This is a genomic window from Butyricimonas sp. BSD2780061689_150309_C8 (assembly GCF_015560935.1).
Classification (GTDB): domain Bacteria; phylum Bacteroidota; class Bacteroidia; order Bacteroidales; family Marinifilaceae; genus Butyricimonas; species Butyricimonas paravirosa.
The window spans coordinates 25,634-44,267 of the sequence record NZ_JADMSV010000034.1 but is presented as its reverse complement, the minus strand read 5'-3'; the positions used below and the strand labels follow the sequence as shown (position 1 = coordinate 44,267).

The window sequence follows — 18,634 nt, the reverse complement described above, 5'->3', positions numbered from 1 at the left end:
ATAAAATCACTATATTTGTGAATAAAATTTAATAATAATAATGGCATACCTGTAGAATTTTATGCACGTGTATAAAGGGATGATCTGGCTATTTCTGGGGAAAATTTAAAGGGGGGCAATTTAAGTTGGATTCTAGGGGTCAATTACATTGGAATTTCCAGGCTGAAAGGAATTTAGAATTTAAAATTTAAAATTCCACTTTTAGTTTTCACTTTTCCAACTACCCCCTCTAACTCCCCCTTGCACAGGGGGAGCCGGAGGGGGTAGTTAAAACGCCAGCCCCGTGCGGCTGGAATCTAAAATCTAAAATTAGTAAATTCTTTTATCTCCATCATAACCAAGTTTTTCGTAACTTCGCGTAAAAGAAAACAAACATGGCAACCATGAATCAACCACCATCCTTCCCCCGCAAAATGCCCATCGGCATACAGAGTTTCGAGAAACTACGTCGCGAAAACTACGTGTATATCGACAAGACAGAAATCATGTACCGCCTCGTCAGCACCTCGAACCCTTATTTCCTGAGCCGTCCCCGACGTTTCGGCAAGAGCCTCATGCTCTCGACCATGGAAGCCTACTTCCTTGGCAAGCGCGACCTCTTCAAGGGCCTCGCCATCGAGCAACTCGAAACGGAATGGAACACCCACGCCGTGTTACACCTCGACCTCAACGCCGAGAAATACGACTCGCCCGAACGGCTGCACGACATGCTCGAATTCCAGCTCCGGGGATGGGAAGAAACATATGGAACGGGAGGCAAGGGCATCACCCACTCCGCCCGGTTCATGGAAGTCATTCAAAAAGCGTACGAGAAAACCGGGCGCGGCGTGGTCATCCTCATCGACGAGTACGACAAACCGCTACTCTACAGTTTCCACGACGAGGCATTACAGAAAGCCTTCCGCGAAACGCTCACCGCCTTCTACACCGTGCTGAAAAGTACCGACCAGTGGCTGCGATTCGTGTTCATCACCGGTGTCACCAAGTTCGCCCAGATGGGAATATTCAGCAACCTCAACCAGCTGGTTGACATCAGTCTCACCCGACCTTACGCCACCCTCTGCGGCATAACACTCGAAGAGATCGAGGCCAACTTCGAACCGGAAATCGAGCAATTGATGGAAAGCCACGATCTCCCCCGCAAGGAACTGTTAGAACAGTTAACCCGCCGCTACGACGGTTACCGTTTCTACGAGGAGAACGTTCCCAACGTGTTCAACCCGTTCAGCCTGTTGAGCGTGATGACTTTTCACGCTTTCAAGAACTACTGGTTCGCCACGGGTACTCCCACCTTCCTCACCGAGATATTGAAAAAGACCGACTTCGATCTGCGGGAACTCGACGGCATAGAAGTCTCTGCCGCCTCCCTCTCCGACGACCGAGCCAATATCAACAACCCCATCCCCATGATCTACCAGAGCGGCTACCTCACCATCAAGAAATACGACAAGGAATTCCAAATATACACCCTAGGATTCCCCAACGACGAGGTGAAATACGGGTTCTTGAACTTCGTCACCCCGTTCTACACCCCCGTGGCCGAAACCGACACGAGTTTCTATATCGGCAAATTCATCCGGGAACTACGAGAAGGTGATCCCGACGCCTTCCTCACCCGCCTGCGGGCCTTTTTCGCCGGGATTCCCTACGAGCTGAACGACCGCACGGAACGCCACTACCAGACGATCTTCTACCTCGTTTTCAAACTCATGGGACAATTCTCCGAGGCTGAAATACGAAGCGCCAAGGGACGAGCCGATGCCGTCGTGAAAACCGCCGACTACATCTACGTCTTCGAGTTCAAGCTCGACGGCTCCGCCGACCAAGCCCTCGCCCAGATCGACGACCGGGGTTACCTCATTCCCTACACCGTTGACGGCCGGAAACTCGTCAAAATCGGTGTCAACTTCGACCCCGCCCAAAGAAACATCGGGGAGTGGAAAAAGGAAAATAAAAACTAAAAACTACCCCCTCTAACTCCCCCTTACACAGGGGGAGGACACGCTCCATTGTTACATTGTAGCGCTTTCTTGCGTCCGTTTCTCCCCCTTTCCAAGGGGGAGCCAGAGGGGGTTCAATCTAAAATCTAAAATCTAAAATCCAAAACCTCCACCTCATCCTCCAACCCAATCATCGCATTCACCAGCAACGCCCGCCGAAAACAACGAATATCCTCCACCCGGATCGGGCACGCCTGAATCCTCCCCTCATCCAACAAACTCTGCCGCCTAGTCCCCTCAAGCAAACAAGTCTCCGGCGTGTAAAGGCCGCCACCCGCATCCTCGAACACCACGTTCGTAAAAGAAGTATCGGTCACCCACCCGTCACGCACGATCAACACGTCATCACACTTCCCCCGCTTTTCCAGCAAACGAGCAAACACCGACCGATCCGTCGATTTGTAGCGGTAGTCCACGCCATCCCCGTTCACCAGTCGCAAACTCCTGATCCGCCTCATCACGTAAGGCTGAAAACTCACCTCCCGGACCTCCGAATCATACACCACCCGGCACTTCACCAACCCGGAACACATCGCAGCCGGAACAACCATCCGCCCGACCTCCCACGCAAGAGGCTTCCCAAAAAAGGCCTCCACCGTCGCCCTTGCCCTTTGTTCGTGGGCTTCCAGATTATAAAACTGCCCGTCCAGCACCTTGATCGTCTCGATAAAACGCTCCATAACAAATTTATTTAGAAACTTATATACAAATTCATAGCAAATTAACTCCCTCCCGGCTTCGCCGTACTCCCTCTATAAACAGAGGGAGAGCTAAGTAACTCTCCGTCTTTAGGATGAAGTACCAGCTCCTCCTCTGTTCTCCCTCCCCATCCCCCCTTCGGGGTACTTCCCCTCGGGCAGGGGAAGAAGGAGGTGGCACGAAGTGACGGAGGAGTTTGAGCATGAAAACAAACATGACCTTCATATACTACAAAGTGGTATATAATTACCTTTATTAAAATTACTTATCGAACGGAAGATACACCTTTGCCAGCACCTCCTCGTACTCCGCCCGGCAATCACTATTAATCGTGATTCCCCCGCCACTACGGAAATAATACCGCCCGTCACGCACCTCTATATAGCGAATCATCACCGCCGAATCCAGCCTCTTCCCGTCAAAATACCCGAAGACACCCGTGTAAAACCCTCTCCGTTCACCCTCCGCCCGGGCAATAATACGCAACGTCGAAGGTTTCGGCGCTCCCGAAATAGACCCGGCAGGCAACATCCCGAAAACCACCTCCCCCAAACGGGAATAATAATCCCCCGTCAACCGTCCCGTCACCTCCGAACTCACTTGGAGAATCTCCCCCCGGCTCACCCGCAAACGATCGATATACCGGAAACGCCGCACGCCCACCCGTTCCGCCACCCGGTTAAGATCATTCCGGATCAAATCCACGATCGTGTTATGCTCCGAACGCTCCTTGTAATCCTCCAGAATCACCCGCCCCGCATCAGGCACCGAGGCATCAATCGTTCCCTTCATCGGGTAAGAAGAAATCACCCCCTCATCCACCCGCACGAAAATCTCCGGCGAGAAACAGACAAATCGCCCCGGAACCAACAAACGGTAAGGCGACCAGGCCCGGTGGAAAATCTCTTCCAACGTCCAGTCAGTCTCCAACCCCGTCGCCACCGTCAGGTTCAACAAAAAAGAATCGCCACGAGCCAATCCCTCCCGCACCACGGCAAACTTCTCCCGGTAAACCTCGAATGCCACCGGATTCGGAGAAAACACTTTTTCCGACACCTCCCCCGGCATCCCTTCCCCCACCGGGGAATTAGTGACACCTCCGGCCTCGAAAAGAATCTCTTGCTGTCCCAGCGGATCGGACACGAAAAAGCCTTCCGACAACTCGAAATCAACACCGAACAAAAACGGTTCCCGCCGGGCTCCCGCCTCATTCATGCACGCCCGGACCTCGTTAGCAGTAATCATATTCATAACCCAAAAAACGGTCAGTACCCCCGACCCCTCACGTAAAAGAAATGTTTTAAAAACAAAGGTTGCTCCTCACCCGGAGCATTATAAAAACTCTCCAAGAAACGATTGAACGGTTGCCGTCCCTCTGCGGCATAACGCACCGCATCGTCAGTAATATCCTCGAAAGTAATCGTCACGTCACGCCGAGGCACGAAAAACAACAAGTTCGCCAACACGTAAAAAATCCCTTTCAAATAAGTCCACGCGAAATTCGGTGAACGCCCCGTCTTGGCTCTTGACCACATGCTCCCCCACAAACCCCGTATGCGCATACCCACGACACGCGTTCCCTGCGGCAACTGGCAGCACACCTGCCAAGCCCCCTGTTTGTTCCCCACACGCTCCAACCCGCTATTCGTCAACTGCCCGGCCGGGTAAAGCAACACGTTATGCCCCGCCGCCAAAGCATCAATCACCACCCGGTTCAGCCCCGCCACGATCTCCACCCCCCGGCGGCTCTTCTCCAAATCCGGTACCCGCACCGCATTCATCAAGTGCAATACCTGAGCCACCACCGGGATCTTAAAATACCCTTCCGTCACCAACGGCGACACATCCACGTAACGTAACAACTGAGAACAAACAATCTGCGGATCGACCGACGCCTGATGATTAGGCAAAAACAACGTTGCCCGCCGCTCGGCCAGTAACCCCGCCCCCTCAAGGCGCACCCGGTAACGGGCGCTCAAAACGCCCCGGTAAAAGGCCGCCACTACCTTTTTATAACCCATATCTAATTCTTTAGTCTAAACTTCTTAAACCTTACCCTCACCTCCTCCACGCACGAGAACAAAATAATCGTGATCGCGAACGTCAGCACGGCAAGAAAAATAAACACGTACTTCGTGTCGAAAAACATCGTCATTCCCCCGAAACACCCCGATGCCATCAACATGAACAGAAAAGTGATCAAGTTCGAGTAAGCCAGCATATCCCCCAGCTCCCGCCCCTTCACGTTCGCTTGAATCCAAGCATCCAGCGGTACCTTGAACATCCCGCTGAAAAACGCAGCGAAGAACACAAGTATTCCGAACGTCACCCCGTGAGCATCAAAAACGAATATCGCCAGCAACGTCAATCCCGTCGTGATCCCTCCATACGGCACCAATCCCAACTCCACGTCCCGACGGGACAACACCCCGGCAAGATAACATCCCGCCCCGATTCCCACGGCAGCCAACGACATCACGATACCCGTCTCCGAATCGTTCATCCCCAAATCCGAACGGCAGTACACGATAAGCACCATTTGGATCATCGAACCGATAAACCAGAACGTGGCCAGTCCCACAACCACCAGATTCAACCCCTTGAACGCCAACGCCCGCACGAACATATCTTTCACAAACTTCACGGGATTCAACGTCTCGTGGCTCTCCTTCATCGGTTCGCTCTCGTTCGCTCGAATCGTCAGACTCGACAACCAACCGAACAACGCCACCCCGAACAGGATCACGCACAGCACCGGGATCGTCACGCTCTCCGACAAAAAGGCCGCCATCAACGTCCCTGTCAGAATACCCACGAAAGCGAACATCTCCATAGCCCCGGAACCGTAAGAAATCCCCTCTTCACCCCCGATGTCACGAATCAGCCCGTACTTCGAAGGAGAAAACAGCGCACTCTGCAATCCCATCAACAAAATGGATGACAACACCAGTCCCGTCGAGTGCGTCAGGAACCCGGCCGCAGCTACGACCATAATCAGCATCTCGGCAAACTTCGCCCAAACCACAATCTTTCGCTTTTTATATATCTTCGCCAATCGTCCCGCCAACGGGGAAAACAGCAAATACGGTATCACCAATGCCGCCGATGCCAGCGTCACCACCATCGACTCGTTCTCCTTCCCCACCCAAGCAATGCAAATAAAACACGCCAACGTCTTCAGGAAATTATCATTCAAAACTCCCAGATAATTCGTGAAAAACAGGGAAAACCAATTCTTTCTCTTCGCCATAATCACAACTTATATGATAAAACACAACAGCCAAAAGTAGTTTATTTTCCCCCGAATTCCTACTTTCGCGGGAGAAAACAGGTCATCAACCTCACAAAGAAAGCCACGGCATGGAGAATTCAAAAATAAAAAATATACTTGTCATTGATAATCATGACTCGTTCGTCTATAACCTCGTCCAAATCCTCCGGGAAAACGAACACTGCCAATTCGACATCGTTTATAACGACCAAATCGACTTTTCCTCGCTCAGCCGCTACGACAAGATCCTATTATCTCCCGGACCGGGAATTCCAGCCGAGGCCGGAGAACTTCTCGCACTCATCGAGCATTGTAAAACCACTCACGACATCCTCGGTGTATGCCTCGGCCATCAAGCCATCGCCGAATCCTTCGGTGCCAGCTTGCAACAACTGCCTCTCCCCAAACACGGCCACGAAAGTCCCCTCACAATCGTCGATCCCACCGACATTCTCTACCACGGCCTCACCTATCCCGTGCAAGTAGGACGGTACCACTCATGGATCGTGAACCCTCACACGCTCCCCTCATGCCTCCGCATCAGCGCCCTCGACGAAGAAGGTCACATCATGTCCTTCTACCACACAACCCTCCCCATCCGAGGCGTTCAATATCACCCCGAATCCATCATCACCCGCCAAGGCTGCCAAATGATTAATAACTGGATAAACGAAGAAAAGAGTTTATAAGGTTTATAAGGTTCATAAAGTCACGGGTGTCCTTCGGACAATGTTTTAAGGCAGTTCAAGCTGCCGTTGACAAAGCGCCCCGCAGGGGTCCATAAACCTTATGAACCTTATAAACTTTATGAACCCCAATCATTTGCCCCCGCAACCGGAATCTAAAATCCCCTCATTTTTTTTCCCCACGTACAATGGCCTTGACGCCGATTTTCCCCGATCGAAACCGAACCAGAATTCCTCCTTTTTCCCCGGTAAATGATATACCCGCATCACACTCTCGTATTCCCCCATCACGTTCACCACATCCCCCGGAACCTCTTTACTCCACGGTTTCAGCCGCTTACTCGGTTCCTTAGCAAAAGGAATCCCCGCAACAATCCATGCGACCGAAATATCAGTCAGAAACATCGGGTACCGTTCCTCGCAAAACTCGTACAGTAACGCCCCCCGTCGTTCCAAACTAAGCGGTTGCTCCAACAACTCCCGTTCCTCCATCCAGCGCAGAAAATCCGACAGGAAACATTCATCATGCCCGATCAACTTACGGGTCACCTCCTGCCATGCCAAAGCATTATAAAAACCATCAATCAAACGAGACAACAACCGGGCTTGACGCAAATCGGCCACCGACATCGCTTTCGTCTGCAACACCTCGTACGGCACGTCCGGGGAATAGACAATTCCCAAAGCCTCTGCCTCCGCACGCATTGCCGTTCCGGGTAATAATTTCAACAACTCCAACTGGATCTCTCCCGTTCCGAAACCGGCCAGCACCCGCACATCCTCGATCATCTGTTCCAAAGAATACAATGGTAACCCGGCAATCAAATCAGCGTGTACCACCAAATTAGGTAATGACGCCAAATAACGCAGCCCGTCCAAAGCCGCCTGCAAATCACCGATTCGCCGACAAGCCTGTAACACATTCTCCCGTAAACTTTGAATTCCCGCCTCCAGATGCAACAACCCGGCAGGCAACTCCCGCAACAACTCCTTCACCTCATCGGAAAGCAACGCCGGATGAATCTCCAAATGAAAACGCATCCCCGGAGCAAACTCCCTGAACAACTCCAGCAAACTGATCGCCCTTCGGGAAGACCCGTTAAAAGTACGATCCAACAACCGAATATCCCGAATGCCATGATCCCGAATAACAGTCAGGCGTTCCCGAATACGCTCCACGGACAACACCCGCACGGGTTTCTCCGCCCCACTCACGCAAAAAGCACAAGTATTAAAACACCCCCTCGTCGTTTCCAACTGCACGAAGGGTTTCGTCCAATCGAAAAAACGACTGTGTTCCGGAATCATCAATTGATCGAACTCCATCACCCTCGCCAATCCCCCATCATGATACACACCCTCCGCATCCAACCAACACAGCCCCACAACCTCATTCCACCGGGAAGGACAATCGTACACCCCCAGCCACTCGTGAAATCCCAACTCACCCTCTCCCCGAAACACGCAAGCCACGTGCCGATTCCGACACAGATACCCCTCATTATCCCCCAGCATCTCCGGTCCCCCGAATATAATGGTACATTCCGGTAACAACGCCTTCACCCGAGCCGTGATCTTCAACAACACCTCATGCGTGAACAACCACGCCGTCGCCGCCACCACATCGGGCCGGGCCGCCACGATCTCGGCCACCACACTCCCCACATTTGAATTGATCGTCGCAGAAACCTTCCTCCATTCCACATTCCCCTCCTTTCCTTCCACTTGAGCATGAATAGCCGGAAGAGCTAACGAAGAATGAGCATACGAAGAATTCAAATCCAACCAAAGAAGTAACATAACAATTTCAATTTTAGTGTTCGCCTCCGGCGAGTTACAAGTACCTTTCCCCCTCTCCTTCCCTACCCCGCAAAGCTAACGCTTTTTCCATAAGAAAAAAAGTTCCAGAACAACACAAAAAAATGGTAGTTATTTTCCAATCACTACCACTTCTATTTAAATAACTTGTAACCTGTAACCCGTTAACTTGTAACGGCAGAATCCTATTCTGCCTGTTTATGCAAATGCACATCCAACTGCGGGAACGGGATATTCAGATTCTCCTCGGCAAACGTCTTGTACACCTTCTCGTTCATATCAAAATAAACACCCCAGTAATCCCCGGCGTTCACCCAAGCACGAACCACGATATTCACCGAACTCTCTCCCAAAGAAGTCAAGGCAATAAAATAAGCCGGGTCCTTCAACACACGTCCATCCGCATCCAGTAAACGGGCAATCACGGCTTTCGCCTTCGTGTAATCATCCCCGTAAGCAATTCCGAACTCCCAATCCACACGGCGAGTAGCCTCCCGTGAATAGTTTTTCATCAACCCCGTTGACAAACCGCCATTCGGGATAATGATAATCTTATTATCGGGAGTCGCCAGAATCGTGTTAAATATCTGAATCTCCCTCACCGTACCACTCTGTCCCTGAGCCTCGATCGTATCTCCGACCTTAAACGGCTTGAACAACAAAATCATTACCCCTCCGGCGAAATTCTGTAACGTACCGCTCAATGCCATACCAATGGCAACACCGGCAGATGCAAACAAGGCTATAAACGAGCTGGTCTCGATACCCAACACTCCAATCACCACGATAATCAACAACAACGTTAACGTGATATTCACCAAACTCTTCACGAACGTAGACAAAGAAGCCTCCACATGACGTTTTTCCAATATCTTCGCCAACAACTTGTTCAATCGCCGGACAATCCAGCGTCCCACAAGGAACACCACGATAGCCAACAAAATCTTAGAACCGACCGATATTCCCAAATCGATCATCTTAGTTAAGAACACATCTAATGACACATTAGAAGGACTTGTCAATAATTCTTCCATACACCTAAATTTATATTAATGATTAACAACTTATATCCGCCTCCAACATCATACGACATTTCTCTTGAACATCCGGCAGGAAACGATCGAACAACTCCTGTAACCGATCCTGATTCCTCTCGAAAAAGACGATGGCTATTTCCGGATCAACTCCCAGATTCTTGTACTCCACCATGATTTCCAGCGAACGTTTAATCCCGGAAAGGGATGCATAACGCACCAATCGATTCGTCAGAATAAAATGCCAAAGGAACCCTTTAAACCGTTCCGGCAAATGACGATAATTCAAGACTAACGCCCCATAAAAACCACAAGCAAACCACCTCAATGACCGCCCGGAATAACGTCGAAAATCCCTTGCCAATAAATGATCAAAATAAATATCCGTCAAAACGCCGGAATAACGTCCGAAATCACCTCGCAACATATCTATTGCCTCCCGAACCACGGGATGATGATCCGTGTAATCATCAATTTCCCGGTGTAACAGAATACCCTCCCGAAAACCCGACGGATAATTCTCGTAAGCCCGTCCCTTAACAGCATCCCCGACAAAATTCCCGATCTGAACTCTCCGATCATCTCCCGAGAGGAATATATGTGCTAAATAATTCATTCCTTGGTTTACGTTTTTATCTAATAACAAGTTTCAAGTTTTTCGGACTTTTTTTAACACGAATCCAAAAGCAAAAATAACAAAAAAAGACAAACCCTTCTCCCGAATTCCCTATCTTTGTTGACATTATTGGTAACTAATTGAATATGAATAGAACATTTAAATTTAACACGCTATACATCGGGATTCTTTTACTGGTCTTCGCCTTCTCATCCTGTACCTCATCCAAACAACTCGCCATCCAGAAAAGTAAAACCGCACAGCTATCCCGCAAGCTGGGTTTCACGGTGAATCGGAAAGACGATCTACCCCTACTGGAAGAGGTCAGTCGATGGCTGGGAACTCCCTACCGGTATGGTGGAACCACCCGCACGGGTGCCGATTGTTCGGGTTTCGTGGGAGCCGTGTATAAAAACGTTTACCATAAATCCCTACAACGCACGGTTGTTAATATCTATAATAAAGACTGCCAGCGTATCGGGAAACGCCGTTTGAAACCGGGTGATCTTGTCTTTTTCAACTTCTCCAAGCGAAAGAAAAGAACCCTCAACCACATGGGTATCTACCTCAAAAACGGTTACTTCGCTCATGCTAGTACATCAAAAGGTGTCATGGTCAACCACCTAAGCGAAAATTACTATAAAAAAGGCTGGCGTAAATCCGGCAGGGTATGGTAGATCAAGTATAAATAAAGGGGGCGTGTCAACATTTTTTTATCCTCAAAAAACTCCTCCGTCACTTCGTGCCACCTCCTCTATAAACAGAGGAGGAGCTGGCGACTCTTCCCGAAGACAGGGAGTATTTCAGCTCTCCCTCTGTTTATAGAGGGAGTACCCCGAAGGGGGGAGGGAGTTTGAAAAATGACTTTTGACACTCCCCCCTTTCATATAATAAAACCTTCAATCAAACAAACAGATTCACGTTTGCATCCTCCGCCCGCTCCAGATAAGTCGCCACACCTCCAACATTCACCCCATCAATCAACTCCTCTTTCGTGATCCCCATCACATCCATGGACATCTGGCAAGCAATAAATTCAACTCCATTGTTCCGGGCCTGTTCAATCAAGCTCTCCAGCGAATCGATTTGTTTATTACGCATCACCTTCCGCATCATCCGAGTTCCCATCCCCATCATATTCATCTTCGACAAAGACAACTTACGACTTCCGGCAGGCATCATCATTCCGAACATCTTGCCCATCGTGTCTTTCTTCACGGCATCGGCACGCTCTTCCCTGATCACGTTCAACCCCCAAAAAGTGAAAAACATCGTCACCTTCCGTCCCGTCGATGCCGCCCCGTTCGCGATAACAAACGACGCCAAAGCCTTATCCAGATCATCACTGAACACGATCAGAGTCTTGTTGTTCCCTGCTCCTTCCTTCACCACGGGACAAACTCCTGCCCCTTTCTCCAACACGGCCGTAATTATACCCTTTTCTTCCTTCACATCCACCAACTGATTGCCCGTCATTTTTGCCCATGATGCCACATCCCGGGAAAATCCCTGATCGGTCACTTTAATCTCCAAACGTTCCCCAACCTTCAATCGCTCCATCCCACCTTTCAACTTCATCACGGGTCCCGGACATTGTAAGCCGCAAGCATCTATCGTAAGGGATTTCTTCTCCACTACTTTCTCCGGAGCTTTCACTTCCACCGGCTTTTTCGGTTCCGGTTCCGAATATTTTATCGGATTACATTGTTCCGCCATCGCGGTAGAATACGTCCGGTATCCTCCATTCAGGTTCACCACATCATAACCGTGTTGCATCAATACCCGGGCTGCAATATACCCCCGCAACCCGATGGCACAGAACACCACGATTGTCCGATCTTTCGGCAATTTTTGGTATTCTCCACGTGAACCATCCAAGGAAATATTCACGGCACCCTCGATACTTCCCATCGCAAACTCCTCGGTCGTACGCACGTCCACCAGCATCACTTTGGATCGGTCCATATCTTTCAATTCCCGCCAACTAATCATCTTCACTTTTCCACTCAGCATATTATCCGCCACGAATCCGGCCATATTCACCGGGTCTTTCGCCGACGAGTAAGGTGGCGCATATGCTTGTTCCAATTCCATCAAATCATAAATTGTCCCACCATTCCGAATTACGGCTGACATCATTTCCAATCGCTTATCTACCCCATCAATACCCACGGCTTGGGCGCCCAGCAACTTTCCATCTTCCGGCGAGAAGTTAATCTTTATATCCATCATAATCGCACCCGGATAATACCCGGCATGAGATGCTCCATGCACGATAGCCTCTTTATAAGGAATTTGCAGACGATCCAACATCTTTGCAGACAACCCGGTTGCCCCCACGGTCAAGTCGAAAACTTTGGCAATGGCCGTAGTAATAGAGCCTTTATATTTTTGATGATTACCATTCACCACGTTATCCGCACAGATACGTCCCTGTTTATTGGCTGGTCCCGCTAAAAACGCCAGAGCCGGACGACCACTCACCGGATTCGGGAACTCGATTGCATCACCCACGGCATAAATATCCGGCTGGGAAGTCTGTAAAAACTCGTTCACCTTAATTCCTCCCATCTCCCCGATCTCCAACCCAGCCTCACGTGCCAGTTTCACATCCGGGCGCACCCCAATAGAAAGCACGACCATATCAACCTGCAACACCAACCCGCTTTTCAACACCACGTCAATACCGTCCTCCACGGGGCGGAACGCTGTCACCGCCTCCTGCAAATGCAGCCCGACACCTTTCGACTTAAAATGCTGGTGTACCGCAGTAGCAATCTCGTAATCCACCGGAGTCATCACCTGATCAGCCATTTCCACGACCGACACTTGAATCCCATATTCATGCAGGTTCTCCGCCATCTCCAACCCAATAAATCCGGCCCCCACGATCAGTGCCCGTTTCACGTCATGCTCCTCGATATACTCCTTCACCCGATCCGTATCATTCACGTTACGTAAGGTAAAAATTCCTTCCGTGTCAATCCCCTCTAACGGTGGACGAACCGGAGCCGCTCCCGGAGACAAAATCAATTTATCATACGTCTCTTCATAAAGTCCTCCCGAATCCAAATTATGTACCGTGATTGTTTTCTTTTCCGGGTTTACACGCTCCACCTCCGAACGCACCCGAGCCTCAATATTAAATCGTGCAGCAAAACTTTCCGGTGTTTGCACGAAAAGTTTCTCCCGCTCGTAAATCACCTCTCCGATATAATAAGGTAAACCGCAATTGGCATAAGAGATATAATCACCTCTCTCGAACATAATAATTTCAGCACTCTCATCAAGCCTACGCAAACGGGCTGCCGTCGAGGCACCACCCGCCACACCACCAACAATCAAATATTTCATACACGCTTAGATTTTAGGGTTATATATACTTTTCAATTATTTCCTGTAACTGTGATGCTTGAACCACCCCGCTATTATTCCACAACACCTTTCCTTGTTTAAACAGCATCAACGTGGGTACCGACTGGATATGATACAAATACACCGGTTGCCGGTTAGCTGGCACATCCACGTCTATCTTCAAGATGATTACCTTATCCCCCAGCCTCTTTTTCACATCCTCCAAAATCGGATGCATCATCTTACACGGCCCGCACCACGTGGCAAAAAAGTCCACCAATACCGGCTTTTCTCCATTAATCAACTCATTGAATTTATCCATAATATCACGTTTTAATTTATATTACTTATAACGTCCGTTCCCCCGTAAAGTTCACGGACTTACTTCGTGCATTTCATCATGCACCGCATGGCCTCCGTGACATGATCACTCGCCATACTATAAAAAGCATTACGCCCCTCCCGCCGAATCAGTAGAATTCCCTTCGCCTGCATATCTGTCAGGTGATGCGAAATCAACGCCTGACTACATCCCATCCGGTCACATATATCCGACACGCTCATCTCACCGTTTTTCGAGAGTAAGCATATAATTTTCAACCGATTCGGGTGTGCCACTGCTTTCAACACGTACGCCAACTTTTCCAATTCTTCCTGTGTAAAACATTCTGTTTCCATATTCTCCTTTTTTGAATACACAAATATATAAATATACATTTGAATATACAACACTATAAAGAATCTTTAACACGCCTCATTTGCCTTAAATATCTCTCCATCTTCAAAATTTCTACAATATTCCCACCTAATTTTGTCATAAAAAACAATATATAATAAAGTTATCTCGCTAAAATCCGTAATTTTGTAACCAACAAATGATCATTGACTTATGTGGAAATATTACGCATTATTATCGGCCCTTTTTGCTGCATTAACAGCAATATTCGCGAAGATCGGGGTAAAAGACATAAATTCAGATCTGGCAACAGCCATCCGTACCTCCGTCATCCTAGTGATAACTTGGGGTATAGTGTTGTTCGGCACACACATGGGAGAAATAAAAGACATCAGCCGTCACGCTTGGGTATTCCTAATTCTTTCCGGGATAGCTACCGGGCTTTCATGGCTCTTTTATTTCAAAGCATTGCAAAGCGGGGAAGTATCACGTGTTGCCCCGATAGATAAATTAAGCGTAGTCATCACCATTTTCCTCTCTTTTATCCTATTAAAAGAACCGGTTAGTTTAAAGGGCATCATCGGTGCTTTACTCATCACGGGTGGAAGTATTCTAATGCTTATCAAATGAAACTACTAATCATTGAAGACGAACGGGATTTGTCAAACAGCATCGTGACCTATCTCAGTTCAGAAAATTATCTATGCGAACAAGCATTCACGTATAATGAGGCAAAAGACAAAATCAATTTATACGACTACGACTGCATACTTCTGGACTTGATGCTACCGGGTGGAAACGGGCTTGATGTCCTTCGGGAAATAAGGCATAGAAACAACCCGGTTGGGGTAATCATCATATCTGCCAAAGACTCTTTGGACGACAAAATAAGCGGTTTGGAAATCGGGGCAGATGATTATCTCGCCAAACCATTCCACTTATCGGAATTAAGTATGCGTATTTACGCCATCATACGCCGGAAAGAATTTTCCAGCAACAACCTCTTACAAAGCAATAACATCACGATCAACCTGCTGAGCAAGTCCGTGTCGGTAAACAACCAACTCATCATACTGACACGCACGGAATATGAACTATTACTTTTCTTTATCAGTAATAAAAACAAAGTCATTTCCAAAAGCGCCATTGCCGAACACTTGAGTGGTGACATGGCTGATATGTTGGATCGTCACGATTTTGTTTACACGCACATCAAAAACCTAAAAGCCAAACTGGCCGAAAAAGGTTGCAAAGAATCGATTAAAAACGTTTATGGAACCGGATACAAATGGTTAGAATGAAAAGCCTCCTCAACAAAACATTGACACAGTTCATCGTGTGTACCATCATCATTTTATTGCTGGCGACACCCCTGTTTTATCTCTTGACCAAGCACTATTACGCAGAAGACATGATTGATATTATAGAGGCCACGCAACAAAATCAACCCATTCCGGAACTCGATCTAGAACAGGACATCATGCAAGGCGTGATGATACAATTCGCCTTAATCAGCGGGGTATTAGGCATTGCCATTATACTCATGACCCGTTTCGTCTCCAAACGTTTATGGAAACCTTTCGAAGATACGCTAAAACAACTTGAACATTTCAAGCTGGAAAGCGAAACTATCCCTCTGTTACCCGCCAGCGACATCAAGGAATTCAACCAATTGAATCAATCGTTAAACCGAATGATGACCAACAGTCTAAAAAGCTATAAAGTCCAAAAAGAATTCACCGAAAATGCCTCGCACGAACTCCAAACCCCATTGGCAGCTTTTCAGAGCAAACTGGATGTTCTGCTCCAGTTCCCCGATCTGACGGAACAACAAGCAGAAATGATGCAGGGATTATACCAAATATCCGGCCGCTTATCACGCCTGAACCGAAATCTTTTGTTATTAGCTAAAATAGACAATAAACAGTACAATCAGATGAGTGTCATCAATGTGATGACAACCTTAGAAGAACTTCTTCCCTTTTTGGAAAATATGACCGAAGGAATCACGCTTCACAAGGATTTTCAAATCCCGGAATTGATCGTCAACGGAAATAAATCCTTACTGGAAAGTATGATTAACAACTTGATCGTAAATGCCGTCCGATACAATCTACCGGAGGGAGAAATAACCATCACGATAAAAGAAAACGAGTTAACCATTTCCAATACTTCCAACGAGATGCCCTTAGATAGTAAACTTATATTCAATCGTTTCTATCACCCCACTGAAAAGATACAGGGAAATGGACTGGGACTAGCTATCGTGAAAGCAATCTGTGACTACCACAGTTGGAGCATCCAGTATCACCACGAAAATAATAAACATTATTTTACAGTACACTTTTAAATCTTCAAATTTCCCACAAAATCAGGTTCTACTTTTACTGCCATAAAATAAATTTATTATGGCTTTACAAGAAGAATTAGAATTACAAGGAAACTGGTTGTTCAGATACAGAAGTATCTTGCCGATCACAATTTTAAGTATTGGAGTATTGGTCTATATCTACACGATCCATGCTCCGGGAACACTCTTCAATAAAATCGAATTTTATTGGCACCACTACGAAAACCTGTGCTTATTTATCAGCTTAGCAGGAATCTTTATCCGGGTGTACACGGTCGGACACACTCCCGCCGGCACTTCGGGCAGAAACACCCAAAACCAAGTAGCAGATAGCTTAAATCAAACGGGTATATATTCTATCGTCCGTCATCCGCTTTACTTGGGTAACTTCCTAATGTGGTTGGGGATCTCCTTACTAACCTGCAATATCGGGTTTATCTCCATTTTCGTACTGGCCTACTGGCTTTACTACGAACGTATCATGTATGCGGAAGAACAATTTTTACGAAACAAATTTGGTGTTGCTTATATCAACTGGGCTGAAATAACACCAACGATCTTACCTAATTTCAAATCATTCGTCCCACCCACCCTGCCTTTTTCATGGAAGAAGGTTTTGAAGAAAGAGAAAAACGGTCTCTTCGCCTTATGTCTTATCTTCATGGGATTTGACTGCATCAAGGTATGGCTGGAAAAAAGTACCCAATACAATTATCTTCTAATAATACTAGCCATCGCAAGCGGCATCCTCTACTGTATTTTAAAATATTTAAAGAAACAGACCCGACTGCTGGACGAAGAAGGACGCTAACAACCCCCCCCCGTGTTTATTTGTTTATCACGGGGTAAATCATCTATTCCCAAAAAAGTTTTTAACTTCGCAATAGATATTAAGCAATTATTTATGCGATGAAAATATACGTGGTAAGTGCATTCAGCATGAATGGTTCCGGAGGAAATAAAGCCGGCGTCCTACTCGATGAGTTTATTCCCGATTCTAGTAAAAAAATTGCATTAGCAGCAAGTCTCGGTTATTCAGAAACAGTTTTCTTATCTGCCTCCAACAAAGCTGACTTCAAATTGGAGTATTTTACTCCTAAAGGTGAAGTACCTCTTTGTGGTCATGCCACTATTGCTTCTTTTGTCGCTCTTCGGAATCTCGGAAGACTACAAAAAACAGAATACATTATTGAAACTGCCGCAGGACGATTGAAAGTGTGGATAAACGATGACGGGCTTATCTTTATGGAACAGAACAAGCCCTCCTTTTTCGATATTATTTCTAATGAACGACTTGTCCGATGTTTCCATCCTCTTTCTTTAGACGAACGTTTTCCGGTACGTATCGTTTCAACCGGATTGAGAGATATAATTATGCCGATTTCAGCACCGAATGTATTGGAAACTATGGTCCCGGATTTCAATGAAATATCTATTTTGAGCAAAGAAATGAAATGCATTGGAATTCACTGTTTCGCACTCACGGAATCTGATATAGACAATGCATCCACAGCCGTTTGCCGGAATTTCGCTCCACTTTACGGTATCAACGAAGAGGCCGCAACAGGAACCTCCAATTGCGCCTTAGCTTGTTACCTTCACAATCTTGGGATAAGACCACAAAGGTACATCTTTGAACAAGGACATAATCTTTCTAGTGTTTCCAGAATCATTGTTGAGCTAAAGACGGATTCTGATATTCTTGGCGTCAGAGTTGGTGGAGACGGGATTATAGAAGGCATACTGGACAAAGATATTATATCTTAATTAACCAACTATTCTGGATCAACCTGCATTTTAAGGGCTTCAAGCATAAATATTCGTAGATCTAAAACAAGAAGTATGGAATGTGCTTTACTCCTCTAATAGAGATCTAAAATTTCAATTTGAGCATTGAACCCCTCCACAGAAATATTGGTATATTTATTCTCGCAAAAGTTTAAAGCCTGTTTAAATTTTGTTGAACAAAATCTCGTCGTTGTTTGATCACCTCTAGGTCATGCCAATGTTCCTTCAATGTTCCTATATGTCTCCGTCTCGATTCGTGCCGCACTCAAATGTATTTTCTCCGGCGATCACTCGCAAGTGACACGGAGAAAGCACGGAGAAAGCACGGAGAAGACCTAGCCA

Annotated in this window: 18 protein-coding genes; 8 read left to right on the top strand and 10 right to left on the bottom strand. The window is 47.3% G+C overall.

Annotated elements, in window-relative coordinates; all coding sequences use genetic code 11:
* Positions 1 to 383 precede the first annotated feature (383 nt).
* Complete coding sequence (locus I2I33_RS18635) at positions 384 to 1,961, top strand: ATP-binding protein (protein ID WP_087422709.1); 1,578 nt, start codon at positions 384 to 386, stop codon at positions 1,959 to 1,961.
* Positions 1,962 to 2,086: 125 nt separating this feature from the next.
* On the opposite strand, the gene I2I33_RS18630 is transcribed toward I2I33_RS18635, so the two are convergent.
* The 4 genes from I2I33_RS18630 to I2I33_RS18615 form a co-directional block, all read right to left on the bottom strand.
* The gene (locus I2I33_RS18630) at positions 2,087 to 2,680 is read right to left on the bottom strand and encodes an aminotransferase class IV (RefSeq protein WP_087422674.1); all 594 of its coding nucleotides are present in this window, start codon (positions 2,678 to 2,680) and stop codon (positions 2,087 to 2,089) included.
* A 280-nt stretch (positions 2,681 to 2,960) separates the two neighbouring features.
* Positions 2,961 to 3,950, bottom strand: a complete 990-nt coding sequence (locus I2I33_RS18625; RefSeq protein ID WP_407712233.1) for an aminodeoxychorismate synthase component I — start codon at positions 3,948 to 3,950, stop codon at positions 2,961 to 2,963.
* Between the two features lie 14 nt (positions 3,951 to 3,964).
* Positions 3,965 to 4,720: a lysophospholipid acyltransferase family protein gene (locus I2I33_RS18620; protein WP_087422675.1), complete on the bottom strand. Its 756-nt coding sequence runs from the start codon at positions 4,718 to 4,720 to the stop codon at positions 3,965 to 3,967.
* Positions 4,721 to 4,722: 2 nt separating this feature from the next.
* A complete protein-coding gene (locus tag I2I33_RS18615; protein ID WP_087422676.1) occupies positions 4,723 to 5,949 on the bottom strand; it encodes an MFS transporter in 1,227 nt (408 codons plus the stop codon).
* A 110-nt stretch (positions 5,950 to 6,059) separates the two neighbouring features.
* Between I2I33_RS18615 and I2I33_RS18610 the strand changes: the two genes are divergently transcribed.
* Positions 6,060 to 6,659: an anthranilate synthase component II gene (locus I2I33_RS18610; protein WP_087422677.1), complete on the top strand. Its 600-nt coding sequence runs from the start codon at positions 6,060 to 6,062 to the stop codon at positions 6,657 to 6,659.
* Positions 6,660 to 6,788: 129 nt separating this feature from the next.
* Here I2I33_RS18610 and I2I33_RS18605 read toward each other — a convergent pair whose 3' ends face one another.
* The 3 genes from I2I33_RS18605 to I2I33_RS18595 all read right to left on the bottom strand — a co-directional run bounded on the left by I2I33_RS18605 (position 6,789) and on the right by I2I33_RS18595 (position 10,124).
* The gene (locus I2I33_RS18605) at positions 6,789 to 8,456 is read right to left on the bottom strand and encodes a B12-binding domain-containing radical SAM protein (RefSeq protein WP_087422678.1); all 1,668 of its coding nucleotides are present in this window, start codon (positions 8,454 to 8,456) and stop codon (positions 6,789 to 6,791) included.
* A gap of 203 nt (positions 8,457 to 8,659) precedes the next feature.
* Complete coding sequence (locus tag I2I33_RS18600) at positions 8,660 to 9,508, bottom strand: mechanosensitive ion channel family protein (protein ID WP_087422679.1); 849 nt, start codon at positions 9,506 to 9,508, stop codon at positions 8,660 to 8,662.
* A gap of 22 nt (positions 9,509 to 9,530) precedes the next feature.
* Complete coding sequence (locus tag I2I33_RS18595) at positions 9,531 to 10,124, bottom strand: ACP phosphodiesterase (protein ID WP_087422680.1); 594 nt, start codon at positions 10,122 to 10,124, stop codon at positions 9,531 to 9,533.
* 146 nt (positions 10,125 to 10,270) lie between these two features.
* On the opposite strand from I2I33_RS18595, the gene I2I33_RS18590 reads away from it, so the two are divergent.
* Positions 10,271 to 10,801 carry a C40 family peptidase gene (locus tag I2I33_RS18590; protein WP_087422681.1) on the top strand — a complete coding sequence of 177 codons (531 nt, stop codon included), beginning with the start codon at positions 10,271 to 10,273 and terminating at the stop codon, positions 10,799 to 10,801.
* A gap of 226 nt (positions 10,802 to 11,027) precedes the next feature.
* Here I2I33_RS18590 and I2I33_RS18585 read toward each other — a convergent pair whose 3' ends face one another.
* Genes I2I33_RS18585 through I2I33_RS18575 form a run of 3 tightly spaced genes read right to left on the bottom strand, consistent with a single transcriptional unit; the run spans position 11,028 to position 14,156 of the window.
* Positions 11,028 to 13,478 carry a DsrE/DsrF/DrsH-like family protein gene (locus tag I2I33_RS18585; protein WP_087422682.1) on the bottom strand — a complete coding sequence of 817 codons (2,451 nt, stop codon included), beginning with the start codon at positions 13,476 to 13,478 and terminating at the stop codon, positions 11,028 to 11,030.
* A gap of 19 nt (positions 13,479 to 13,497) precedes the next feature.
* Entirely contained in the window at positions 13,498 to 13,800 is a 303-nt protein-coding gene (gene trxA, locus I2I33_RS18580; protein ID WP_087422683.1) for a thioredoxin, read from the bottom strand.
* A 59-nt stretch (positions 13,801 to 13,859) separates the two neighbouring features.
* Positions 13,860 to 14,156, bottom strand: coding sequence for an ArsR/SmtB family transcription factor (locus I2I33_RS18575; protein ID WP_087422711.1), 297 nt, complete (start codon positions 14,154 to 14,156; stop codon positions 13,860 to 13,862).
* Between the two features lie 211 nt (positions 14,157 to 14,367).
* Here I2I33_RS18575 and I2I33_RS18570 point away from each other — a divergent pair, with 211 nt between their 5' ends.
* The 5 genes from I2I33_RS18570 (at position 14,368) to I2I33_RS18550 (ending at position 18,271) form a co-directional block, all read left to right on the top strand.
* Positions 14,368 to 14,784, top strand: a complete 417-nt coding sequence (locus tag I2I33_RS18570; RefSeq protein ID WP_087422684.1) for an EamA family transporter — start codon at positions 14,368 to 14,370, stop codon at positions 14,782 to 14,784.
* A complete protein-coding gene (locus I2I33_RS18565; RefSeq protein WP_087422685.1) occupies positions 14,781 to 15,455 on the top strand; it encodes a response regulator transcription factor in 675 nt (224 codons plus the stop codon). The genes I2I33_RS18570 and I2I33_RS18565 overlap by 4 nt, the downstream gene beginning before the upstream one ends.
* Positions 15,452 to 16,504, top strand: a complete 1,053-nt coding sequence (locus tag I2I33_RS18560; RefSeq protein ID WP_229128377.1) for a sensor histidine kinase — start codon at positions 15,452 to 15,454, stop codon at positions 16,502 to 16,504. The genes I2I33_RS18565 and I2I33_RS18560 overlap by 4 nt, the downstream gene beginning before the upstream one ends.
* A 58-nt stretch (positions 16,505 to 16,562) precedes the next feature.
* Positions 16,563 to 17,315 carry a methyltransferase family protein gene (locus I2I33_RS18555; protein WP_087422687.1) on the top strand — a complete coding sequence of 251 codons (753 nt, stop codon included), beginning with the start codon at positions 16,563 to 16,565 and terminating at the stop codon, positions 17,313 to 17,315.
* A 98-nt stretch (positions 17,316 to 17,413) separates the two neighbouring features.
* On the top strand, positions 17,414 to 18,271 hold the full coding sequence (locus I2I33_RS18550) for a PhzF family phenazine biosynthesis protein (protein ID WP_087422688.1): 858 nt from the start codon (positions 17,414 to 17,416) through the stop codon (positions 18,269 to 18,271).
* Positions 18,272 to 18,634: the final 363 nt, after the last annotated feature.